9 protein-coding genes are annotated in these 22,846 nt (G+C 68.4%); 2 read left to right on the top strand and 7 right to left on the bottom strand.

Features of this window, described 5'->3' with window-relative positions:
* Positions 1-7 precede the first annotated feature (7 nt).
* Both ACFY36_RS04750 and ACFY36_RS04745 read right to left on the bottom strand, forming a co-directional pair.
* The gene (locus ACFY36_RS04750; protein WP_499744528.1) at positions 8-346 is read right to left on the bottom strand and encodes a trypco2 family protein; all 339 of its coding nucleotides are present in this window, start codon (positions 344-346) and stop codon (positions 8-10) included.
* A 41-nt stretch (positions 347-387) separates the two neighbouring features.
* Positions 388-1,008 carry a TetR/AcrR family transcriptional regulator gene (locus ACFY36_RS04745; protein ID WP_499744527.1) on the bottom strand — a complete coding sequence of 207 codons (621 nt, stop codon included), beginning with the start codon at positions 1,006-1,008 and terminating at the stop codon, positions 388-390.
* Positions 1,009-1,158: 150 nt separating this feature from the next.
* On the opposite strand from ACFY36_RS04745, the gene ACFY36_RS04740 reads away from it, so the two are divergent.
* Positions 1,159-2,127 (top strand): LLM class flavin-dependent oxidoreductase, encoded by a 969-nt coding sequence (locus ACFY36_RS04740; RefSeq protein WP_499744526.1) that lies wholly within the window; start codon positions 1,159-1,161, stop codon positions 2,125-2,127.
* Here the strand turns inward: ACFY36_RS04740 and ACFY36_RS04735 are convergent.
* Positions 2,107-2,547, bottom strand: coding sequence for a hypothetical protein (locus ACFY36_RS04735; RefSeq protein ID WP_499744525.1), 441 nt, complete (start codon positions 2,545-2,547; stop codon positions 2,107-2,109). The two genes, ACFY36_RS04740 and ACFY36_RS04735, sit on opposite strands and share 21 nt — an antisense overlap.
* Between ACFY36_RS04735 and ACFY36_RS04730 the strand changes: the two genes are divergently transcribed.
* Positions 2,548-2,790 (top strand): DUF3632 domain-containing protein, encoded by a 243-nt coding sequence (locus ACFY36_RS04730; protein WP_499744524.1) that lies wholly within the window; start codon positions 2,548-2,550, stop codon positions 2,788-2,790.
* 53 nt (positions 2,791-2,843) lie between these two features.
* Here the strand turns inward: ACFY36_RS04730 and ACFY36_RS04725 are convergent, their stop codons facing one another.
* The 4 genes from ACFY36_RS04725 to ACFY36_RS04710 all read right to left on the bottom strand — a co-directional run bounded on the left by ACFY36_RS04725 (position 2,844) and on the right by ACFY36_RS04710 (position 22,784).
* Positions 2,844-8,843, bottom strand: a complete 6,000-nt coding sequence (locus ACFY36_RS04725) for a LamG-like jellyroll fold domain-containing protein (RefSeq protein WP_499744523.1) — start codon at positions 8,841-8,843, stop codon at positions 2,844-2,846.
* A gap of 136 nt (positions 8,844-8,979) precedes the next feature.
* Positions 8,980-9,648, bottom strand: coding sequence for a HEAT repeat domain-containing protein (locus ACFY36_RS04720; protein ID WP_499744859.1), 669 nt, complete (start codon positions 9,646-9,648; stop codon positions 8,980-8,982).
* Positions 9,648-16,622: a polymorphic toxin-type HINT domain-containing protein gene (locus ACFY36_RS04715; RefSeq protein WP_499744522.1), complete on the bottom strand. Its 6,975-nt coding sequence runs from the start codon at positions 16,620-16,622 to the stop codon at positions 9,648-9,650. The genes ACFY36_RS04720 and ACFY36_RS04715 overlap by 1 nt, the downstream gene beginning before the upstream one ends.
* 198 nt (positions 16,623-16,820) lie before the next feature.
* Complete coding sequence (locus ACFY36_RS04710; protein ID WP_499744521.1) at positions 16,821-22,784, bottom strand: LamG-like jellyroll fold domain-containing protein; 5,964 nt, start codon at positions 22,782-22,784, stop codon at positions 16,821-16,823.
* Positions 22,785-22,846: the final 62 nt, after the last annotated feature.

The following is a 22,846-nucleotide window of genomic DNA, read 5'->3' as shown; positions in this document are numbered from 1 at the left end:
CGGCGGCTCAGCCGTCCTCGGTCCGCTTCGGCCGGACCGCGCCGAAGCCACCGAAGGGTTGCGGCTGGTCGCGCAGGGCGGTCAGCCGCAACGACACCTTGTGGACGCTCTGCTTGTCGTACTGGGCTCCGGCATCGGCCTTGACGACTTTGAGGTCGAAGCCGCCCGAGCCTTTCACCGACCGGGTCACCACGAAGCTGACTTCCAGGTTCATCTCGCTGACCTCGAAGACGGCCGGGCCGCCGGCCGCCAGCCGGTTCCGCTGCGAGGCCAGCAGCTCCTGCGACACCGCCGTCACCAGCGCTTCGATGGAAAGGTCGTCGGTGTCCTCGTCATCACCCAGCATCTGCCGAATGTAGGCCGGTGGACCACGTCCATGATGTCTGATCAGGGACTTTTCCCCCGCTGCTCCAGCGCTTCGTACAAACCACGGGGTTCTGGAGCGGGCGGTAGCGGCTCCTCGCGCCCGGCCGCGCAGGCCCGCATCAGATAGCCGACGAGCCGGGCGGTCGCGGCCTCGTCGCCCAGGCGCACGACGGACGAGGTGGCCAGCAGGAACAGGGGCAGGTCGTGGGGCGAGAAGTCCGGGCGCAGGCGCCCGGCTGCCTTGGCCCGGCCGACGAGGCGGACGAAGTCGCGCAGCGCCGCCTGCCGTTGGGCCTCGAGCCGCTCGGCGCCGGGGAACATCGTGGTGAGCACCTGGTTGAAGCCGCGGCTGCCGCTCTGGACGCGGACGAGGTATTCCAGGAAGCTCCGGAATCCGTGCCAGGCATCGGGATCCGCGGCCGCGGCGGCGGCCGTCAAGGCGTACTCGTGCATGGGCCCGGCAAAGGTCTCCTCGATGAGCTGCTCGCGCGCCGGGAAGTTGCGCATCACCGTCGCGATGCCCACCTCGGCCCGCCGGGCCACCTCGCTCATCGGCACGTCGATGCCGGACTCCCCGAACACCGCCGCGGCCGCCTCGAGAATCTTGGCGCGGTTGCGTTCCGCGTCGGCCCGCCGTGCCACCGATCACACCCCCGAATATTTGGAAGACCTCTTCCGTTTAGGTTAGCGTGCGGAAACGGAAGACCCCTTCCACATATTTCGGATGGAGAACACCATGGCACTCAGCGATCTCGGCTTCTTCGTCGGTGCCTGGAAGACAGCGGCCCGGTCATGACGGTCCAGATCGGCGTCTCCACCCTGACCGACCTGCCGGCCGGGACGAGCCCGGCCCGGCGGATGGAACAGATCGTCGAGCTCGGTGTGCAGGCCGACGAAGTGGGGCTCGACGTCTTCGGCGTCGGCGAGCACCACAGCGCCGACTTCCTGGTCTCGTCGCCGGCGCCCGTGCTCGCCGCGGTCGCCGCCCGCACCGGGCGGATCCGGCTGACCAGCGCGGTCACCGTGCTCAGCGTGCACGACCCGGTGCGGGTCTGGCAGGACTTCGCGACTCTCGACCTGATCAGCGGCGGCCGGGCCGAGATCACCGTGGGCCGCAGCGCCTTTCCCGACCCGTTCGCGCTCTTCGGCGTCGACCTGAACCGCTACGACGAGGCCTTCACCGAACGGCTCGACCTGTTGCTGCGCCTGCGCGACGGTGACACCACGCCGTGGCCGGGTGGGCACCGGCCGCCGCTCGTGCCGGCCGACGTGGTTCCGCGGGCCGCGCAGGAGCCGCTGCCGGTGTGGATCGGCGCGGGCGGCAGCCCCGGCAGCGCCCTGCGGGCCGGCGCCGCCGGGCTGCCGCTCATCCTCGGCTACATCGGCGGCTCGCCGGACGACCTGCGCCGGCTCGCCGACCTGTACCGGGCCGCCGGCGGCACCCAGGTCGGGCTGGCCGTGCACTACTTCGCCGCCGCGACGGAGCGGGAGGCGCGCGAGACGTACGCGAACTACCGCGACTTCCTGCCCTTCCCCGTCTCCCCCGTCGCCTTCGCCGGCGGTCTGCGCCCCGGCGGTCATCTGTTCATCGGCACCAGCGAACAGATCACCGAGAAGCTGGAACGTCTGCACAAGCTGGTCCCGTTCGACCGGGTCCAGGCCCTGGCCGACTGGGGCGGCCTGGACGCCGGGGCGGTGCGGGAATCGGTGCACCGCCTCGGCGCCGAGGTGGCGCCGGCGCTACGCGAGGTCGCCCAGTAGCGGGCCCAGGTTCACCTCGAGCTCGGCGCCGTGCCGGGCGTAGCGGATGTCGCACGCCAGCAGCAGCTCGTCACCGCCGCCGCGCGCCCGCCCGCGGATCTTCGCGACGGAGACGACCGGCGCCGCGCTCAGCTTGATGACGGCGTCGGTCCACAGCGGCGGGACGTCCTTGATCTGCCCGAGGTCGATGTCGCGCGGTGATGTCGCCGCGTTCGTGGCGCCGGTCGCCGTGGCGTGCCGGAACGAGCCGGACGAGGTCGAGGGCGTCCTGTGGGCGGCCTGGGGTGAGGTCGTGGCCCTGACCGGGCCGCCCTGAACGCCTTCGCGGCCCGGCTCACGCCCGGCGTCATGGACTTTCTGTTGCAGGGGCTGTGGACGATCGGGACCGCCCTGGATACCCCCGCCGACCCGGCGCTGCACGTGCTGGCCGCCGTCGCCTGGTTCCGTCACGCCGGGCCGCGGCTGGTCGACGCCACCAAGCACAACCGCACGTACGCGGGCCGTCTCGGTGACGCCTCCGGCAACGGCTTCAGCGTTGCCCGGTGGATCGGCTGGCGGCGCCGCTTGGAAGCCCTGGCCGATCAGGGTGACCGCGCCGCCCGGGACGGCCTGAAGCTCATGAAGCGCTACGACCGGGCCATCGTGTGCGGCGGCGCGCACTGACGCCTGGCTGATCGGGGTGGCGCCCGGAAGACCGGACGCCACCCCGTTCGGTGTTACGACTCGAAGAGCTCGGCCACCTGGTCGGCCGTGATCGCACCCTGGTAGGAGCGGACCGCGTCGATGTCGCCGGGGAACCATTCGGCGGGCTGACCCGCCGACCGGCCGCGACCGGCGGTGAAGCTGCCGGCCGCCTGCCACGGTGTGGCGGTGACCGGCGTGGTCGCCGCCAGCTTGCCGTTGACGTAGAGCCGCAGCTCACCGGCCGCCGCGTCGTAGACGCCGGCGAGATGCGTCCAGGTCTCCACGGCTGCCTCGGCCGGGCTGTCGGCCTTGGTCACGTCCGGGGCGGCCGTGTCCGTGTCGGCGGTGGCGAAGCGCCAGCAGGTGCAGTCATGCGCGTACTGGAGCTTGAACCGGCCCGTCTGCGAACCGTCCTGACCGACCAGGGTGTAGTCGGCGCCCGACTTGGTCAGGCGGGCCCAACCGGCGACCGAGAACGACTGATCGGTCCGGAGCAGGGCGGGTGACGTGACGGCCTCGCTGGTGCCGTTGAGGGTCAGCGACGACCAGTCGCTGTCGTTGTGGCCGGGCGACCAGACCTGGTTCGCCGGCAACGTTCCGTCGTGTCCCAGGCCGGTGTCGTCGACCACCGTGGTGGGCGTCGTGTTCTCGAACTCCCAGTCGCTGATCGGCACGGCCGCGGCCAGGCCCTCCATCTCGGCCGGTTGCGTCATGCGCGCCCACACCCGCACATCGGAGATGTCGCCGGCGAAGAAGGTGCTGCCGCCGCGGCCGATCCAGGTGGCGCCGTCCGCGTCGTTGAACGGCGTCACCTCCTCGACCGAGGTCTCCGCCACTCCGTTGACGTACAGGGTCAGCGAGGACTGGTCCGCGTCGAAGACCGCGGCCAGGTGCGTCCAGACGTTCTGCTGTGCGGGAAGGATCGACAGGGCGTCGTTCCACACCACCGTGTCGCCGCCCGGAGCGGACGGCATCTGCGCCAGCCACCGGTCGGTCGACTGCTGGTAGAACAGCGACAGCGGCGCGTAGCCCGCGGCGTTGCGGGCGAAGACCGTACGGTCCTGGGACTTGTCGGTCAGCCGCACCCAGGCCGAGACCGTGAAGCTCTTGGTGACGTTCGGCTTCAGGTCGGTCTGGCCGTAGCTGCTGGTGCCGTTGAAGGTCGCCGCGACTTTGCCCAGCGCGCGGCCCTGACCCCAGCTCAGCTCGTTGAGCCAGGCGTCGTGCGTCTCCCGGTCGGGGCCGGTGCCCCAGCCGACGTCACGGCCCCACTCGCCGCCGCCCTCGTCGAGGCGCCACACACCGATGGGCTCGGCGTCCGGCTCGGTGCCCCCGCTCTGCGACTCGTCGATCCGGTCGCCCGGATCCGAGTCGTCCAGGTACTGCCGGGCCAGGGCGTCGTAGTAGTCGGTGTCCGGCGCCCCGTCGGTGAGATAGTCGCCCAGCACGGTGTCCGACGTCGCGGAGCTCTCGGCGGAGACGGCCGACGCGAAGTCGATCACCCCGTCGGCGTAGTTGTCCAGCGGCGCCCGCCCATCCGGGCCGAGGATGAACTGGTTGACCAGCTCACGAGCCGCCTCCTGGGCCGCGGTGTGTGTCACCGCGAAAGGTGGCAGCGTGGCGACGTACACCTTGAGTTTGCCGGCCTTGGCCGGCAGCACCTGGGTGTCGTCGGACTGGTACTCCCGCAGCTGGGTGGCCAGCGCGACGAGCTTGTCCTTCACCTGCGTGGCGCAGGCGTCGGCGGTAGTGGTGCACGCGAGCAGGTCGCTCGATCCCGACGAGATCAGCACGTTGCGGACGTTCGTCTGGTTGAGGATCCGGCGATCCACCAGCCCGTTGGCGTTCTTGGCCACCCGCACGGTGGACTCGGGCAGCACGGCCCGGTTGCTGGAGCTGCCGGTGCCCTGGTTGAGAACGCCGAACGGCACGAGCCGATCACCGTCGGACGCTCCGGCCAGCGCCACGGCCAGCCGGCTGTCGAGCTGGCTCACCGTGTCGGCCGCCGCATGGTCGGCATTGACCGTCTGGTCACCGAAGAGCACCAGCGAACCCGCCGGCTTGGTGGCCGAGGTGGTGACGTCGACGCCGGACAGGAACGGCAGACCGTAGATGGCCGACTTCGCATATCCGGTGGCCGCCTGCTCCTTCGTGTGGTCGGCGCTGTCCGAGGCACTGGTGTAGATCGGCGTCTTGCCGTCACGATGCCCGGCCAGAGCCGTGAGAGAACCGTTGACCTTGAGGCTGACCAGCGCCGTGGTCAGCTCGGGCACGGTCATCGCCACCGGATCGCTGACCACCTCGGCCCCGGCCGGCACGGTCACGCTGGTGGCCCCGCCGAAGGTCAGCGCCACCGGGGTGGCTGTGGCGGCCGCTCCGCCGGCGCTGTCCTGCACCGCGAACGAAGCCGCGCCGAAGGTGACCGGCGTCTTTCCGGTGCCGTTGGACAGGCGTACGCGGACCTTGTGGGTGTCACCGCCGGTGGCCAGGGTCAGCCGCACCGGGATGCGGACAGTCTGCCCGTTGAGCGTGGCGTTGGCGCCGGTGTTGAGCGGCACCGCCGCGACGTCCTGTGCGGTGGACCAGCTGCCGGTCCAGCGGGCCGACTCGGTGCCCGACAGCGGGCGGATGCCCAGCCCCAGGAAATGCAGCGTGGGCGTATTGGCCTGCGGGACGGTGGACACCAGGGGCAGCGTGATGCTCTCCACTACGGCACCGGGACAATGCAACGGAACACTCGCGCTGAACATACTGATCGCCAGGGGAACCTGTTGACCGCTGCTGTAGTTCTTCTTGGTGTAACCGAGAACGGCGTCGCCGGCGGGGACCTTGGTCCAGTCGGGTAGCGAGTCCAGGATGTAGTCCTGGCTCTTCACGCAGCTTCCGTCGGCGTACGTGATGGTACCGGTCGCGCCCCTGGCCGGTCCGAAGGTCGTGAAGCCGGTGAAGACAACGGCGCTGCCCTTGTTGACCACCCCGCTGGCCGGGACGGTGACGATCTGCCCCGACGCGAGCATGTTGTCGCTGGCGCCGTTGCCGAACGCGGCCGGCAACTTGATCGCCGCGCCGTTCACGGTGACGGTGCTACCCGGGTTCCAGCCGGAAGCCTTCAGGTCGGTGGCCTCGATGCTCGAGCCGGTGCCGTCAGCGTCGGCGATCGTGACCTTCGGTGGCGTCCCCGCCGTGAACGTACTGATGGCGGTGTTGTTGTAGCAGGCCGTCGGGTTGTTGATCGGGCAGGTCAGCACGGGCGCCAGGCGCACGACGTCGATGCCCGACTGGTAGCCCGCCGAAGCCGCATTCTTATTAATCATGGTGAACGTCAGGGTGTGCACACCCTGCGCCAGGTCGAGCGGCTTGCCCTGCTTCTTCCCGATGACGTCGAAGTTGATGTACCGGGTCTCCGGCACGGCCGAATAGGAGTCGTACGACTCGTGGAGGACGGTCTCCGTCGGGAGCCCCTTGTCGAAGACAAGCCGGTAGATGCCGTTGGCGGTGCCGGCCGTGATGTTGACACCGATCTCCCAGAGTCCCGGGGAGGGCACGTTGAACGAGTAGGTGACGCTGTCGCCCTTGGACACGTTGGCCGTGCCGTTGGCCAGCACCGCCTGGTAGCCGTCGGCGTAGTAGAGGGAACCGCCGCCGGCCTGGTTGATCACCTTGCCGGTGGTGGTCGCCGAGTACTTCGGGACGACAGTGGTCGTCCCGTCGGTGTTCGTCGCCGTCCATCCGTTGAGCAGCTTGGTGCCCGTGGCGAAGGTCGGCGTGCTGCGGCCGGCGTAGAAGATGTAGGTGGTCTGCGGAGACGTCGAACCGGCCTGGTCGACCGCCTTGACGGTCAGCTTGTGCGCGCCCGCCGTGCCCGGTGTGAACTGCGGACCGGCGCTGCCGTTGAGGACGGCGGCTCCGGTGCCGTTCGCGTTGTCCGACTTGGCGTAGTAGATCCGCCCCGCCACGGGTGTCGTGACGCTGGTGCTCCAGTTGGTCAGCGTGTTCTTGACCCCGCTGTAGGTGACGTTGGCCAGATCACCGTCGAGGGAGAACAGGAAACCGGTGATGTTCTCCGGCTTCCCGGCGACCCGGGTCGGGCTGATGACGAAGGTGCCCTTGTCGCTGAGCGCGCCACCCAGCTGCTTGGGCGGGAACTGCGTCGAGTGCACCTTCGGCGCCAGGGGCGCCGTCGTGTCGATGGTGAACCTCTGCCACGGCGTCCAGCTGGACGCGGTCAGGCCGCTCTCGTTGATGACGGTGGCCCGCCACAGGTATTCGCCGTCCTGCAAGGTGGGGATGGTCCACGCCGTGCCGTACTTGCTCTTCGCCGTCGTGGCCCGGGCGATCCGGGTGCTGCCGCGGTAGATCTCGTAGATCATGGCGACGTTCTCGGCATGCCCGTTGTGCACGCCGTTGGTGCCCTTGGCGGCCAGCGTCGGCGTGTGGGTCGTGGTCATCCACTTGGACATGTCCCAGATGGCCGGGTTGATCGTCGGGTCACCGTCGCCGTTCAGCAGCGTGGGCCGGTAGCTGTAGGTGACCGAGAGGCTGGCGCCGCCGCCGTAGCCGAGCTGCTTCCAGGCGTACTTGTCGTCCATGTTGGCCGCCTGCACCAGGAAGTTCGCCCGCGAAGCCCGGTTCTTGGCGATCGTCTTGATGTAGCTGGTGACGTTGAAATTGAGCTTTGCCGGCGACACCCGGACGTCCTTGGTGCCGCAGTCGTCCTCGAACCCGGCGACCGTGGACAGGACACCGGTGGTCTTGGCCGGTTCCTTGCCCCAGCGCAGGGCGGAGGCGCTGTAGGCGCTGGGGGCGGCGGTGCCGTACACGACGGCGTTGGTCTTGTAGCAGGAAGCGGCCCACCGGTGGGTGACGTAGAGGGTCGCACTCGAGACCTCCGCACCAGCGACACCTGAGGTGTTCATCTGGTAGTACGTGCGGGCCCGCTCACCCGCGCCGCCGGCCCAGTCGTCGTAGCCGATGCGGGCGCTGGTGGCGCCGGTCTTGGAGGTCGAGTTGTAGACGTCCCAGCCGTTGCTGGAGATGCGAGCCCACTGGTGCTGGGTGGGGTTGCCCTGCCAGACGGGGTCGATGAAGACGGGGAACTTGGTCGTCTTGGCGGTGAGAAGAGCCCGGTCGGGCGTGAGGCTCTGCTTACCCCCACTCACCCCGACCTTGATCTTGGCCCGGCGCCCGCCGATCTGGTTGGGCCCGGGGCGCTCGACGCTGTCGCTCTTCTTCTTCACGGTCGCGGACGGCTCGGGCGCCGGCGTGCTGCTGTCCCACATGAGGGCGGTGTCAGCGTGGAAGACGGTCTCGCCGGTCTCGGTGTCGACGGCCTCCGCACCGCCGTTCCGCGTCGGCGAGACCTTGACGCCCTTGCCGGCGAGCCCGAAGTCAATCTTCTGAAGCGCGGGGTTGGCGGCGGCCTTGGCGTTCTTGACGACGAGCATCGAGGAGTATCCGGTGGCGTCCGCCGTGACCTGAAGGTCGACGTCGGGATAGACGTTCGGATAGGTGGCGGTGTCCCCGGCAACGGTCGGCTTGGGCAGTTTGCTGGGCCAGGTGAAGGCCAGGGACGCTTTGCCATCCTTGAGCGACACCAGCGAGGTGCTGCCACCGGCCCCGAAGACCACATCGGACTGGGCGGCCTTGGGCGCGAGGGTGCCATCGGCCCGCGCGACGAGCGTGGTGTCGATGGGAACCCACTGCCCGTTCTGCATCACACGCTGAGGGCTGGAGGTGTAGGTGGTGGTGAGCTTCCCATCAGGCTGAGCCGAGGTCGTCGACGACCCATCGGTCAGCGAGGGAACCGGAACCGGCTCACCGGTCTTACGAGCTTCGTCGACCGCGGCTCCAACCGGATCGGCCGCCTTCTTATCAGCAGCCGCCTGCTCAGCGGCCGACGACGGAGTGGGGGTTGCGGGGGCGGGGGTGCGCGCCTGGGCGGGCGCGGACACCCCTATCGCCCCAACAGTGAGCAGCGCGGCCACCGCGGATGACGCGGACAGCCGCCGCCCACGCAACAAGCGTGAGGACATGGAGGGAGGAGCCCTTCTCTCGGGGAACAACAAATTCGAGACGAGCAGGTGCGGGCCATGGGCCCTTAAGACGAAGCCACCGCTTCACGAACCGCGGGCCACCATCGGCCCGCGGTTCCGCAGCGGATATCCGCGGTCATCTACCTACTTCTCTGGATGCAAATACACTTACATCATCGGGACCTTCGGCAGCAGCCCATTGAAGAGCAGGTCCGCCGCGATCGGGAATACGGGCCGCAGCCGCCACCGCGACCCTCTGGCCAAGGCCGTCTTCATCTTGCAGTCGCTCGAGTATTTCCGATTCGAATCCGCCACCGATCACTCGCCGAAACCAGCCGAGAAGACGAGTCAATCTCCCCTCTCCTAGCCGATCGATCGCGGCCGAGAGTTGCGCATCCGAAATCCTGGACAGGAAAAAAATAACCGCTCTGCGAACCGCTGGATCGTCGTCGTCCAGAAGGCTCAAAGCCTTGCCGATCAGATCTCCGTCGTCAGGGCCCGCGCTGGAGTGCACGACATCAATCGCCCAGTACCGAACCTTCCGGCTCGGCGATCGCAGAAGAGGAGCTATGTCACCGAGCAACGGTGCCGCCTTGCTCCCCAACTCGGACAACACCCATATTCCAGCCTCGGCCGTCGGGATGTTCTCGCTCGACAACAACGCCTTCAAACGCGATATCGAGTAGCCGCGAAATATTTCCTGCAGGAGAGCGTAAGCGTCTTCGCCGTACTCTTCAGGGCTCCGACCTGAATTCGATATGCGCTGAACCAGCGCGTCTCCAGCTTGTCCTGTATCCACAATCATCACTTACCGTTCAACCTGTTACGGACGTCGCGAAGTAGAGCCTCTTCATCCGCCAGCCGCTTGGCATGGCCATAGTCGAGACCAAGATCTAGGTTCACCTCTTTACGCCGCGCGATGCTCTTCACCAACTCACCCTCAAGCTGTTCGAGCTGCTCCGCCGTCCAATGGGAGGGAACGCGATTTCCAGGTGGCATCTCGCCATGGACCTTGCCAGTGGAGTCCAGACCAGGGACGTCGCACTCCATGTTGTGCACAAGCACGGGAGTCGAGCCGGCAAGCACATAGTACGTGTGGACGCTGGCGACTGTGAGGTTGTACATCGCCTGCCGGCCCGTGAAGAGCCGAACCGCGTTCACTTCGGGGAGGGTCAACGGCGCGATGGTCGTAAGACCATCACCCGGAGCCATGACCAGGGGGTTCACCCATTCGCCACGGTCAGAGATCCAGAAGGGATGGTCTCTGGTGGTGTGGATGACGTTCTTCTGGTCTCCCGCCTCGACGGTCAGGTCGGCGAGGTCGGTATCAGTGTTGACGTGGAGAGCTGTTACGGCCTGCGGTCCGGTTCTGCCGGTCTCGGCGTCGGTGGCCAGAACCTTGTCTCCGACCTTGATGTCCACGATCGTCTTGGTCGAGCCGTCGGCCATGAGAACACGGGTGTCAGGCGAGAAGCTGTTGCCGCCGCCGATTTTGCAGACACTGACGCCGAAACCAGGTTCGTCGACTCCGTCGACCTTCGCTTTGCCCGACTTCCTGCCCTTGCCGACGCGCATATTGCCAGGGCCGGCGGCGTCCATGATCATGCCTTGGATCCAGGCGACCGTGAACAGGTACCTCTCGAAGCATTTGCCTTGGCAACCCTTGTACCAGGTGATCGTCTGGGCGTGCATTCCGCTCAGTTCGTTCGTGAACCACTGCTCACAGAAGGTGCCACGGTTGCAGGCATTGACCATGGCCCACAGCAGCTTCATCTCGTCCGTGCCGCCGAGCCGGCGGCCGTTCTCGGTGAGCCTGTAGTACTCGTCGTTGACCATCAGGGCGAACTTCCAAGGATCTTCGACCTCGTTGACGGTCACGGTGACACCGGCGATGGAGACCTCACCGGATTCGCCCGTGCCGGAGTAGGGCACGGGGTCCTTCTCCTTGTTGTCCCCTTTATCGACCGGGCGTTCCTCGAGCGGGGTTCCGCACGTGCCGCCGTTGTTCCGCTCGCATCCCGGCACGTCGCCGTCGACTCGCAGGCCGGACGGGTCGGCGTGGGTGATCGGGTTGTCGCCGGCGTAGGTGTAGCCGCCCAGCTGGGCCGGATCGGTGGTGACCAGCAGCGGGTCGGGGCTGATGAAACGGCCCAGCACCGGGTCGTACTTGCGGGCGCCGGTGTCGGTGTAACCCGTATCGAGGTTCTTCGGCGCACCCAGGTAGCCGCGGGTCATGTCCGGCCAGCCCGTGGTGTTGGCGCTCTTGCGGTCTTCGCCGTACGGCTTGAACTGCTGGCGGGAGATCTCCTGAGTGGTGGTGTCCATCGACAGCGTGGCGCTGTCGTGGGTGTCGCTGATCATGTAGTGGGTGCCGCCGCCCGGCAGGGTCGAGCGGATGGCCACCGCGCCGCCGGCACCGCCGTGGCTGTACGTGCGGACCGCGCCCAGCGAGACCATCGGGTCGGCGGCGGTGTTGATGACCACCTCGGTGTCGCCGGCGAACAGGCTGGTGCGGCCGGGGTCCCGGCGGATCAGCTGGTTGCCGTCCGCGTCATACAGATACTTCGTCGTGCCAGAGCTCGTCGTGACCTCGGCCAGACGGCCTTCGTCGTCCCACTTCAGCGTCTGGTTCTTGCCGCTCGTGGCCGTACGGCTGAGCAGGTTGCCGGCCACGTCATAGACGAAGGTCGTCGGGTCGGCGTTGCCGCTGGTGGCGGTCAGCGTGTGCGGCTGGGCGCCGGTGCGGTTGCAGTTCGCCGAGCAGCCGAGCGTGTACTTTGTCGTGACGTCGCTGGTGCCGCTGCCGGTGGCGTGATCCTGCAGCTGAGTACGGCTGCCGATCGCGTCGTAGGTGAACGACTGCCAGTACGAGCCGGCACCGGTCGCCACCCCGCCCGCGACCGGCTTGGCCACGGACTCGGCCGGGCAGGCGCCGGATGAGGTCCAGGCGTCGGCCAGCCGGGCCAGGCTGTCGTAGCGGTAACACTGGGTGTCGGTGACGATGTTGCCGTTCTCGGACTGCTTGTTCGTCACCGACAACGGGTTACCGGCGTCGTCGTAGCTGTAATTGGTCTCGTCGACCAGCGGACCGATCCCCTGCACCCGGGAGACCTGCCGGCCGATACGCCGCAGCGTGAATTCGTCGTAGCTGTAGAGGACCTCGGCCTGGTTGCTGGACGGGCCCAGAGTCACCTTGCTCGGCTGGCCGAAGTCGGTGTAGACCGTGCCCGCGACGTACGACCCGATGCCAGCGGTCTTGGTCGGCGCGCCCAACAGGTTGTGGCCGTAGTTGATCGTTTCCGAGGGCAGGCCGCCAACCGCCGGGTCCGTCTGCTGTGCGAGCAGCTCGGTGTTCGGCGTGTAGGCGAACGACGTCGTGTAGGAGACGGGAAGGGGCTTCTCCTCGGACGGCAGGGTGATGGTCTGGCCCATCGGGTTGCCCAGCGTGGAGTAGCCGGTCACCTCGACGGTGTAGCCGCCGACCACATCCTGGACGTAGCGGGTGGATGAGGTGGGTTTGCCGATGCGAAGGGTGTCGTACGTCCAAGAGGCGAACTTGAAGTCGCTCTTGTTCTTGTCGGTCGCCGTGAGCTTGCGGCCGAGCAGGTCGTACGTGTAGTCGAGCTGGATGCCGCGCGCGTCCTTGGTCCAGATCGTGTTGTTCGCGTCGTCGTAGCCCGCGGCGCCGATGCCGGTGTCCGGGTCCGTCTTGCGGGTCTGCCGGCCCAGCAGGTCGTAGGTGTAGGTCCAGACGGACTTGTCGGGTCCCGTGATCGTGGACTGCTGGCCCGCCGCGGTGTAGGCGTACGTGATGCTGTTGGCCGTGCCGCCGGAGGCGGTGAAGCCACCGGTGAGGCTGCCCGACAGCGTCGGCGCCGTCGTGTGCTGTTGGAGTTCGGTGAGCTGGCCACGCGCGTTGGCGATGCTGGTGGTGGCGATGCCACCGGTGGGCGGGATCGTGGTGACCTTGTCGCCGGTGTACGCGTTGCGGGTGTGCCAGGTCTCGACGCCGTTGTGCTCGGTGGTCGTCTGGGTCACCCGGCCCATGCCGTCGTGGTCGGTGACCGTCGTCGACGGGATCGTGACCTGCGACAAGCTGTCGGAGACGAGCGTGTCGCCCGGGTTGCCGGAGACGGCGTACGCGTTGTTGGTGATGACCGTCCGGCCGTGCGAGTCGTACTGGGTGTCGGAGACGACCGTGCTGCCGTTCTCGCCGGTCGTCTGGGACTCGAGCGGGCGCAGCATCGCGTCGTGCAGCACCTTGTTGACCACATACGTCGTCGGGGCGCCCACCGCGTCGCTGTCCGTCAGCGTCCTGGTGGTGACCACGTTCGGGCCGTCGGAGCGCAGTCTGTACTCGAACATCTGGTTGGCGGGAGCCCCGGCCGCCTTGCTCTTGTTCGGCAACCAGGCCTTCGTCATCCGGCCCAGCGCGTCGTACTCGGACGAGGTCAGGGCACCGTCGATGCCGATCGAGGCGATCGGGAGCTGACGCAGCGGGTTGTTCGTGAGGGTGCCGACGTGGCAGTTCTTGCTTGACTCGGTGACCGCCGAGCAGTCGACTCCCGCCGCCGCCTGCGTGATCGTGGTGACCTTGCTCGGCAGCGCGCCGCTGTCCGGGCTGTACTTGGTGTAGACGGTCTGGGCCAGGCCGTCCGACTTCGGCGTCTGGGTCGTCGTCCGCGTCCGGCCGTAGCTGTCGTACGTGGTCGCGGTCGAATCAAGCCAGGCGCTGACCTTCACGCCGCTGGCAGCCGAGGCGGTCTGCAGGAGCGTCGGGTTGCCCGCCGTCGGTCGCGCGGGGCTGGTCTGCCCGTCACCGTTGTAGGCGAAGGCGTTTCCGTCGTACGACGTCCGCACGTCGGACAGCAGCGTCCCGGACGGTGTCGCCCCGGCGGCGGCGCAGTCCTGCGCCGTGGTGATGGCCTCGGCCGGCACCACGAACGGAGCGGTGCCGCCGCCCGGCAGGGCGACCGAACCGTCGAGGTAGCGGATGAACGCGCACTTGCTGACGTTGCCGGCGGCGCCGGTCTCGCCGCGGTCGGCCGTCTGCACCGGCATACCCGTCGTGCTCTGGCCCAGCGTCGCATTGAAGAAGGTGAGACTCTCCGTCCTCCGCCAGCCGTAGGAGACCTTCTGGCGGGCGACCTTCCGCGACGTTCCGACCATGTACGCCTCGAGCGCCGCCAACCCGTCGCGGGCCCGCGACGCGGTCGGCCCGATCAGCTTCGGCACGGTGACCGTCGACGAGTCCGGAGTGCCGTTGGCCCCGGTGTAGGTGACCGTCTCGAAGACCGAGCCGGCGAACTCCGGCGCGTCCGGCGCCGAGATCGTCCCGTCGGTGCTGGTGAGGTCCGGGACCGGACGGGTGCCGCCGCTCGGCGTCCGGTCGCCCTTCATGCCGAGGAAGTAGTAGCTCTTCGTCAGCGTCTTCTGGTCGTACACCTGGTTCTTGTTGGTGTAGTGGAACACCGACGTGTTGCCGGTGGTGACCTCGACCTCGGAGTAGCCGCGGAACTGGCCCCAGGTGCGGTTCTCCTTCTTCACCACCTCGTTGTCGTCGTAGCGCCATCCGATGTCACCGCCGTACTTGTACTGGGTGAGCGTCTTGGGCTGGCTGCCGTCCTGGTAGTGGTTGTAGTTGTCGATGGTCTCGACCGACGTGACCGGGTGCGTGTAGAACCAGTCGATCAGCGGGCGCGGCTGAGCCTCGGGCGTCCAGTAGACCGGGAAACAGCCGGTCTTGTTCGAGGCCGCGTACGCCTGCGCCGCCGTGTCCTTGTCGTCGTTCAGGTCGCTGGCCGGCACCCCGGCACAGTTCGGCGTGCTGTACGTGACGATGGTTTCCGCGCCGGTCTCCGACACGACGGTGCCGACCCGGTTGAAGTACAGGCCCTCCAGGCCCGGCAACGTGCCCACGCGGTTGCGCAGCTGCTTCGGGTAGAAGGTGACCGTGCCGCCGTCGGCGTCCGCGGTCGCCCCGCCCTGCCGGTCCACGCCGATGTGCTTGACCGACTCGAGCCACAGCGTCGGCGCGTGATCGCCGCCGGTCGGGAAGGTCTGGTTCAGCTCGTAGCGGTCCATCTGCTTCATCGCGCCGCCGACCAGAGCCTGCGAGACGATCGCCGTCAGCCGCTTGCGCGACCAGAAGCTCGGCGCGTGATTGGTACAGGTTCCCGTGCTGCCGCAGCTGAGGTCGATCGGCACATCCGGCCAGTACTCGGGATGCGAAATCGTGAACTGGTCGCAGTTGTTGCCGGCCGGCACGCCCTTGATGCAGCGCTCGGCGGTGGTGAACAGCACCTGCGCCGGCGGGTTCGCCGCGAAGATCGTCGTCGGGCGCAGGCCGTAGTCGATGCGCTGGAGGGTGCTGCCGCGGACGTACTCGACGGGGGTGTCCTTCATGTTGGCCCCGTAGTGGCCCAGCTCCTGGTCGTAGTAGTACGCCCGCGCGTTGCCGTTGCGGTCGACGACGTAGTCCAGGTTGAACCGGTAGCCCAACGTGCACGACGTCGCCGCGAACGAGCCGTCCGGGCAGGCCGCCACCCCGTCGTGCGCCTTGTAGATCGGCTGCCGCTGCACCGACTTGGTCTCGTCCTGCCCGGCGGTCCAACCCGGCAGGCGGTTGAGGCCGAAGTAGTACTGCACGCCGTTCTCGACGACCCGGAAGTACTCGTTGTTCTTGGTGTAGTTCGTCGTGTTGGTCAGCCGGTCGATCTTCGTGGTCGACGCGTCGTGCGCCGAGCGGAAGGTCTTCGTCTTGTCGTCGTAGACGATCGGCGTCGAGCTTCCGTTGAGCGACAACGTCAGAATCTCGCCGGCCCAGCACGCGTCGCCCGAACCCTCCGGCGCGCCCGAACCGTCGATGTCGTCACACGACTTGTAGGTGCGCTCGACGTAGCTCTCCGGCGTCGACCAGCCGTCACCCACCCACGAGGACTGGTTGTTCGTACCCGATGTCCGGGCGTCCTGCGACCCCGAGCTGTAGTTCAGGCTGACCGCGGGCGCCTCACCACCGATCGCCGGAGGCGTCGCGATCGCGTAGTTGTACACGAAGGAGCCGGTGTTGCCGCTGGTCGACCACGAGCCGCCCGGTGACAGGGACGTGGCCTTGTAGTCGCCGGTGGCACCGGAGGCGGCGGCCGACGCGGCCAGCACGACCGCACCGGAGGCCACCGTCGCCGACAACGCTTTTGCAGCGGGCAGCGGCGTCTGCGTGCGGCACCGTTCGAGCTCGGGCGTCGTCAGCGCGCACGAAGGCAGCTGGACCAGCCGCAGACGGGACGCGTAGTTACCGCCGTAAGCGTTGCTGAACGTGGACGGGTCGACGGTTACGTCGACCGGGCCCGCGGCGTCGCGCAAGGTGAACATCAAGCCGTTGACGCCGGCCGCCTGGGCCGTCTTCTGGTCGGCGGTGGTGACCCGGACCTGGGTGGCCGCGGCGCTGCTCACCGAGATCGGGGACGAGCCCGCGCGGACCTTTGAACGGCCGGTCAGCTTGACCGTCGTGTCCTGGGCGGCCGGCAGCGCGGCGTTCTTCGAAGCGTCGAACTTCGCGTACGTCTTCTTCGGAACCTCGCGCCGCTGGACTTTGCTCTTGCCCAGCTCGACCCGCTCGATCTTCTGCGGCTCGGGGAAGTCCGGCTTCTTCGGGTCCGCGGCCGCCGCGACCGGCGTCAAGCCGATCAGGGCCGGGCCACCCACCGCGATCAGGCCGAGTACGGCCAGGCGGCGCCATCGCGTCACCAGTCCTGGGGCCCATTTGTTTCTGGGCAGCATCGAGCGTCCTCCCCGTGTTTCCATGCCAAGGCATGGGCGGACACCGCGGCGCGGAGCGGCGCAGCGGTTGATGATCGAGCCCCAGGGCGATCAGAGTACGAAACGAGGAGACGCCGGTCTATATCGATGAACTTTTTCACAATTTCCGCAAAGGGGTGGCGCCCGAGGATCCGGACGCCACCCCTTTCGTGGGTGGTGCTACGAGTTGAACAGGTCGGTCACCACGTCGGCGGTGATCGCGCCCTGATAGGCGCGGACCGCGTCGATGTCGCCGGGGAACCAGTTGGCGGGCTGGCCCGCGGCGAGCCCACGGCCGGCGGTGTAGCTGCCGGACGCATGCCACGGCGTGGCGGTGACCGGGGTGGTGGCCGCCAGTTCACCGTTCACGTAGAGCTTCAGCGTGCCCGACACCGCGTCGTAGACACCGGCCAGGTGCGTCCAGGTGTCCACGGCGGCGCCGGCCGGTCCGTCGGCCTTGGTCACGGCCGGGGCGGCCGTGTCCGTGCCGGCGGTGGCGAAACGCCAGCAGGTGCAGTCGTGGGCGTACTGAAGCTTGAACCGGCCCGTCTGAGAACCGTCCTGACCGACCACTGTGTAGTCGGCGCCCGTCTTCGTCAGCCGGGCCCAGGCCGCCACCGAGAACGACTGGTCGGTCCGGAGCAACGCCGGTGACGTGATCGCCTCGCTGGTGCCGTTCAGGGTCAGGGCGTTGAAGTCCCAATCGTTGTGACCGTACGCCCACACGGGGTTGGCGGGCAGCGTCCCGTTGTGCTCGAGTCCGGTGCTGTCCACCGCCACCCCGGGCAGGCTGGTGTCCTCCAACTCCCAGTCGGCGATGGGGGCAGCCGCCGACAGGCCCTCCATCTCGGCCGGGTCCGTCGGCCTCGCCCAGATCCGCACATCGGAGATGTCGCCCTTGAAGAAGGTGCTGCCGCCGCGGCCGATCCAGGTGGCGCCGTCCGCGTCGTTGAACGGCGTCACGTTCTCGACCGAGGTCTCCGCGACCCCGTTGACGTACAGGGTCAGGGAGCCCAGCTCCGTGTCGTATACGGCGGCCAGGTGGGTCCAGACGTCGGTCTGCGCGGGTTCGATCGACAGGGCGTCGCCCCAGACCACGTCGTCGCCGGCCGGAGCGGACGGCATCTGCGCCAGCCACCGGTCGGTCGACTGCTGGTAGAACAGCGCGATCGGCGCGTAACCGGCGGCGTTGCGGGCGAACACCGTACGGTCCTGGGACTTGTCGGTCAGCCGCACCCAGGCCGAGACCGTGAAGCTCTTGGTGACGTTCGGCTTCAGGTCGGTCTGGCCGTAGCTGCTGGTGCCGTTGAAGGTCGCCGCGACTTTGCCCAGCGCGCGGCCCTGACCCCAGCTCAGCTCGTTCAACCACGCGTCGTGCGTCTCCCGGTCCGGGCCGGTGCCCCAGCCGACGTCGCGGCCCCACTCGCCGCCGCCCTCGTCGAGGCGCCACACGCCGATCGGCTCGGCGTCCGGCTCGGTGCCGCCGGTCTGTGAGTCGTCGATCCGGTCGCCCAGATCCGAGTCGTCCAGGTACTGCTGGGCGAGCCGGTCGTAGTACAGGGCGTTCGGCACCGACGAGGTCAGGTAGTCGTCCAGGACGGTGTCCGAGACCGCCGAGCTCTCCGTGGAGACCGCGGACGCGAAGTCGATCACCCCGTCGGCGTAGCCGCTCAGCGGCGCCGCGCCGTCCGGGCCCAGGACGTACTTGTTCACCTGCTGACGGGCGAGCTCCTGGGTGGCGGTGTGCGTACCGGCGAACGGTGGCAGCGTGGCGACGTACACCTTCAGCGGCCCGGCCTTGGCCGGCACCACCAGGCTGTCGTCGGACCGGTACTGGTGCAGCTGGCTGGTCAGCGCGACCAGCTTGTCCTGCACCTGGGTGGCGCAGGCGTCGGCGGTGCCGGTGCAGGCGAGCAGGTCGCTCGACCCTGACGAGATCAGCACGGTGCGGACGCCGGCCTGGTTGAGGATCCGGCGGTCCACCAGGCCGTTGGCGTTCTGTCCGAGCCGCACGGCGGCCGGCGGCAGCACGGCGCGGTTGCTCGAACTGCCGGTGCCCTGGTTGAGAACGCCGAACGGCACCACCCGGTCGCCGTCGGGCGCGGTGGACAGCGCCACGGCCAGCCGGCTGTCGAGCTGGCTCACCGTGTCGGCCGCCGCGTGGTCGGCGTTGACCGTCTGGTCACCGAACAGCACCAGCGAACCCGCCGGCTTGGTGGCCGAGGTGGTGACATCAACACCGGACACGAACGGCAAACCGTAGATCGCCGACTTCGTATAGCCGGTGGCCGCCTGCTCCTTCGTGTGGTCGGCACTGTCCGAAGCGCTCGTGTAGATCGGCGTCTTGCCGTCACGATGCCCGGCCAGAGCCGTAAGGGAACCGTTGACCTTCAAGCTGACCAGCGCCGTGGTCAGCTCCGGCACGGTCATCGCCACGGGGTCGCTGACCACATCGGCGCCGGCCGGCACGGTCACGCTGGTGGCCCCGCCGAAGGTCAGCGCCACCGGGGTCGACGCGGCGGCCGCACCTCCGGCGCCGGCCTGCAGAGCGAACGAGGCCGCGCCGAAGGTGACCGGCGTCTTCCCGGTGCCGTTCGACAGGCGTACCCGAACCTTATGGGCGTCACCGCCCGTGGCCAACGTCAGCCGCACCGGGATGCGGACAGTCTGCCCGTTGAGCGTGGCGTTGGCCCCGCTGCTGAGCGGCACCGCCGCGACGTCCTGGGCGGTGGACCAGCTGCCGGTCCAGTGGGCCGACTCGGTGATCGACGTCGGGCGGATGCCCAGGCCGAAGAAGTGCAGCGTCGCCGTGCCGGACTGGGCCACGGTCGACACCACCGGCAGGGTGATGCTCTCCACGACGGCGCCCGGGCAGGCCAGGGGCACGCTCGCGGTGAAGACGCCGGCCGGAGCGGTGACCTGGGTGGCGTTGCTCTTGTTGTAGCGCGTGAAGGCGAGAGCGGCGTCGCCGGCCGGGACACTGGCCCAGTCGGGCAGGGAGTCCAGCGTGTAGGCCTGGCTCTTGATGCCGCAGCTCTCCTGGGCGTACGTGATGGTGCCCGTGGCGCCCTTGACCGGTCCGTGGGTGGTGAAGCCGGCGAAGACCACGGCGTTGCCCGCGTTCACCACACCGGTCGACGGGACGGTGACGATCTGCCCCGAGGACAGCATGTTGTCGGGGGTGGCGTTGCCGTACGCGGCGGGCAGCTTGATCGCCGCGCCGTTCACGGTGACGGTGGCGCCCGGGTTCCAGCCGGCCGCCTTCAGGTCGGTGGCCTCGAAGCTGGCGCCGGCCCCGTCGGCGTCGGCCACCGTGACCTTCGGCGTGGTGCCGGCCGTGAAGGTACTGATGGCGGTGTTGTTGTAGCAGGCGGCCGGGTTGTTTATCGCACAGGTCAACATCGGCGCCAGTCGTACGACGTCAATGCCCGACTGATAGCTGTTGGACGCCGTGTTGGTGCCGGTCATGGTGAACGTGACGGTGTGCACGCCCTGCTGGAGGGTCATCGGCTTGCCGGCGCTGTCCTTGAGGACGCCGAAGTTGACGAATCGGGTCTCCGGGACGGCGACGTACGTGTCGTAGTTGCTCAGCAGGGTCTTCGCCGTCGCCTTGCCCTTGTCGAAGACCAGGTCGTACTTGCCGTTCGCGGTGCCGGCGGTGATGTGGACGCCGACCTCCCACAGCCCGGTCGAGGGCACGTTGAACGAGTACGTCACCGAGTCGCCCTTGGACACCTTGTTCGTGCCGTTGGCGAGCACGGCCTGATAGCCGTCGGCGAAGTAGAAGCCGCCACCGCCGGACTGCGTGATGACCTTGCCGGTGGTGGTCGCCGCGTAGGGCGGCACCACGGTGGTCGTGCCGTCGGTGTTCGTGGCCGTCCAGCCGCTGACCATCTTCGTCGCGGTGGCGTAGGTCGGCGTGCTGCGGCCGGCGTAGAAGACGTACGCGGTCTGCGGTGACGTCGATCCGGCCTGGTCGACCGCCTTGACGCCCAGCTTGTGCGCGCCCGCGGTGCCCGGCGTGAACTGTGGTCCGGCGCTGCCGTTGACGACCACGGTCCCGGTGCCGTTCCCGTTGTCCGCCTTGGCGTAGTAGATCTTCCCCGGCACCGGCGTGGTGATGCTGGTCGTCCAGTTGGTCAGCGTGCTCTTGACCCCGCTGTAGGTCACGTTGGTGAGGTCGCCGTCGAGCGTGAAGAGATAACCGGTGACGTTGTCCTTGTGACCGCCGGTCTTGTCCGGGCCGAACACGAAGGTGCCCTTGTCACCGAAGGCCGCGCCCAGCTGCTTGGACGGGAACTGCGTCGAGTTCACCTTCGGGGCCCACGGCGCCGCGGTGTCGATGGTCAGCTTCTGCCAGGGGGTCCATGCGGTCGCGGTCAGGCCGGTCTCGTTGACGACGGTGGCCCGCCACTCGTAGTCGCCGTCCTGCAGGGCCGGGATGGTCCACGCCGTGCCGTTCTTGCTCTTCGACGTGGTGGCCCGGGCGATCCGGGTGCTGCCCCGATAGATCTCGTACATGATCCCGACGTTCTCGAGCTGCCCGTTGGCCAGTCCGTTGGTGCCCTTGGCGGCCAGCGTCGGCGTGTGCGTGGTGGTCCGCCACCGGCCCATGTCCCAGATGGCCGGGTTGATCGTCGGGTCGCCGTCACCGTTGAGCAGGGTGGGCCGGTAGCTGTAGGTGACGGACAGGCTGGCGCCGCCGCCGTAACCCAGCTGCTTCCAGAAGTACGGGTCGTCCATGTCGGCCGCCTGCACGAGGAAGTTGGCCCGCGACGCCTTGCTCCGGGCCACCGTCTTGAGGTAGCTGGTGACGTTGAAGTTCAGTTTGGCCGGCGAGACACGCACGTCCTTGGTGCCGCAGTCGTCCTCGTAGCCCTGGACGGTCGACAGCACGCCGGTGGTCTTCTTGGGTTCCTTGCCCCAGTGCAGACCGGAGGCGCTGTACGAGCTGGGCGCGGCCGTGCCGTACACCACCGCTCCGGTCTTGTAGCAGGAGGCGGCCCACCGGTGCGTGACGTAGAGGGTCGCGCTCGAGATCTCGGCCCCGGCCACTCCGGCCGTGTTCATCTGGTAGTACGTGCGGGCCCGCTCCCCCGCCCCGCCGGGCCAGTTGTCGTAGCCGATGCGGGCGCTGGTGGCGCCGGTCTTGGAGGTCGAGTTGTAGACGTCCCAGCCGTTGCTGGAGATACGCGCCCACTGGTACTGGGTGGGGTTGCCCTGCCAGACCGGGTCGATGAAGACCGGGAACTTCGTCGTCTTGGCAGTCAGCAGCGCGCGGTCCGGCGTGAGGCTCTGCTTGCCTCCGCCGACACCGACCTTGACCTTGGCCCGGCGCCCGCCGAGCACACCGGCGCTCGGCTTCTCGTCACTCTTGATGGCGGCGGCGCCCTTGGCGTTGGCCGCCGGCGTGGCCACGGGCGTGCTGCTGTCCCACATGAGAGCGGTGTCAGCGTGGAAAACGGTCTCGCCCGTCCTGGTGTCGACGGCCTCCGCACCGCCGTTCCGGGTGGACGAGATCGTGACACCGGTCCCGGTGAGCCCGAAGTCGATCTTCTGAAGCTTCGGGTTGGCCGCCGCCTTGGCGTTCTTGACCACGAGCATCGACGAGTACCCGGTGGCGTCGGCGGTGACCTGAAGGTCGACATCGGGCAGGACATTGGCGTACGTCGCGGTGTCGCCCGCGACGGTGGGAGCCGGCAGCTTCCCCGGCCAGGTGAACTTCAGCCCGGCGTCACCCTCCTTGAGCGAAACGAGGGCGTTGCTGCCACCCCCACCGAAGACCACATCGGACTCGGCCGCCTTGGGCGCGTAGCTGCCGTCACCGCGCTTGACGAGCGTGGTGTCGATGGGAACCCACTGCCCGCCTTGCTTGACCCGCTGCGGACTGGAGGAATAGGTGGTGGTCAGCTGCCCATCCGGATTCGCCGACGTGGTCGACGACCCATCGGTGAGCGAGGGAATCCGAACCGGCTCGCCTGTCTTGCGTGCCTCTTCAACAGCGGCCGCGACAGGATCGGCCGTCTGCTTCTCAGCCGCAGGAGTGGGTGTAGGTGTTGCCGGAGCGGCAGGGGTGCGCGCCTGAGCCGGCGCCGACACTCCTATCGCCCCAACCGTGAGCAGCGCGGCCACCGCAGATGACACGGACAGCCGCCGCCCACGCAACAAGCGTGAGGACATGGGGGATGGGCCCTTCTGTGGAGGGA

The sequence above is a fragment of the Actinoplanes sp. NPDC000266 genome, from assembly GCF_042899005.1.
Classification (GTDB): Bacteria; Actinomycetota; Actinomycetes; order Mycobacteriales; family Micromonosporaceae; genus Actinoplanes.
This window is presented reverse-complemented; position numbering and strand designations above follow the sequence as displayed.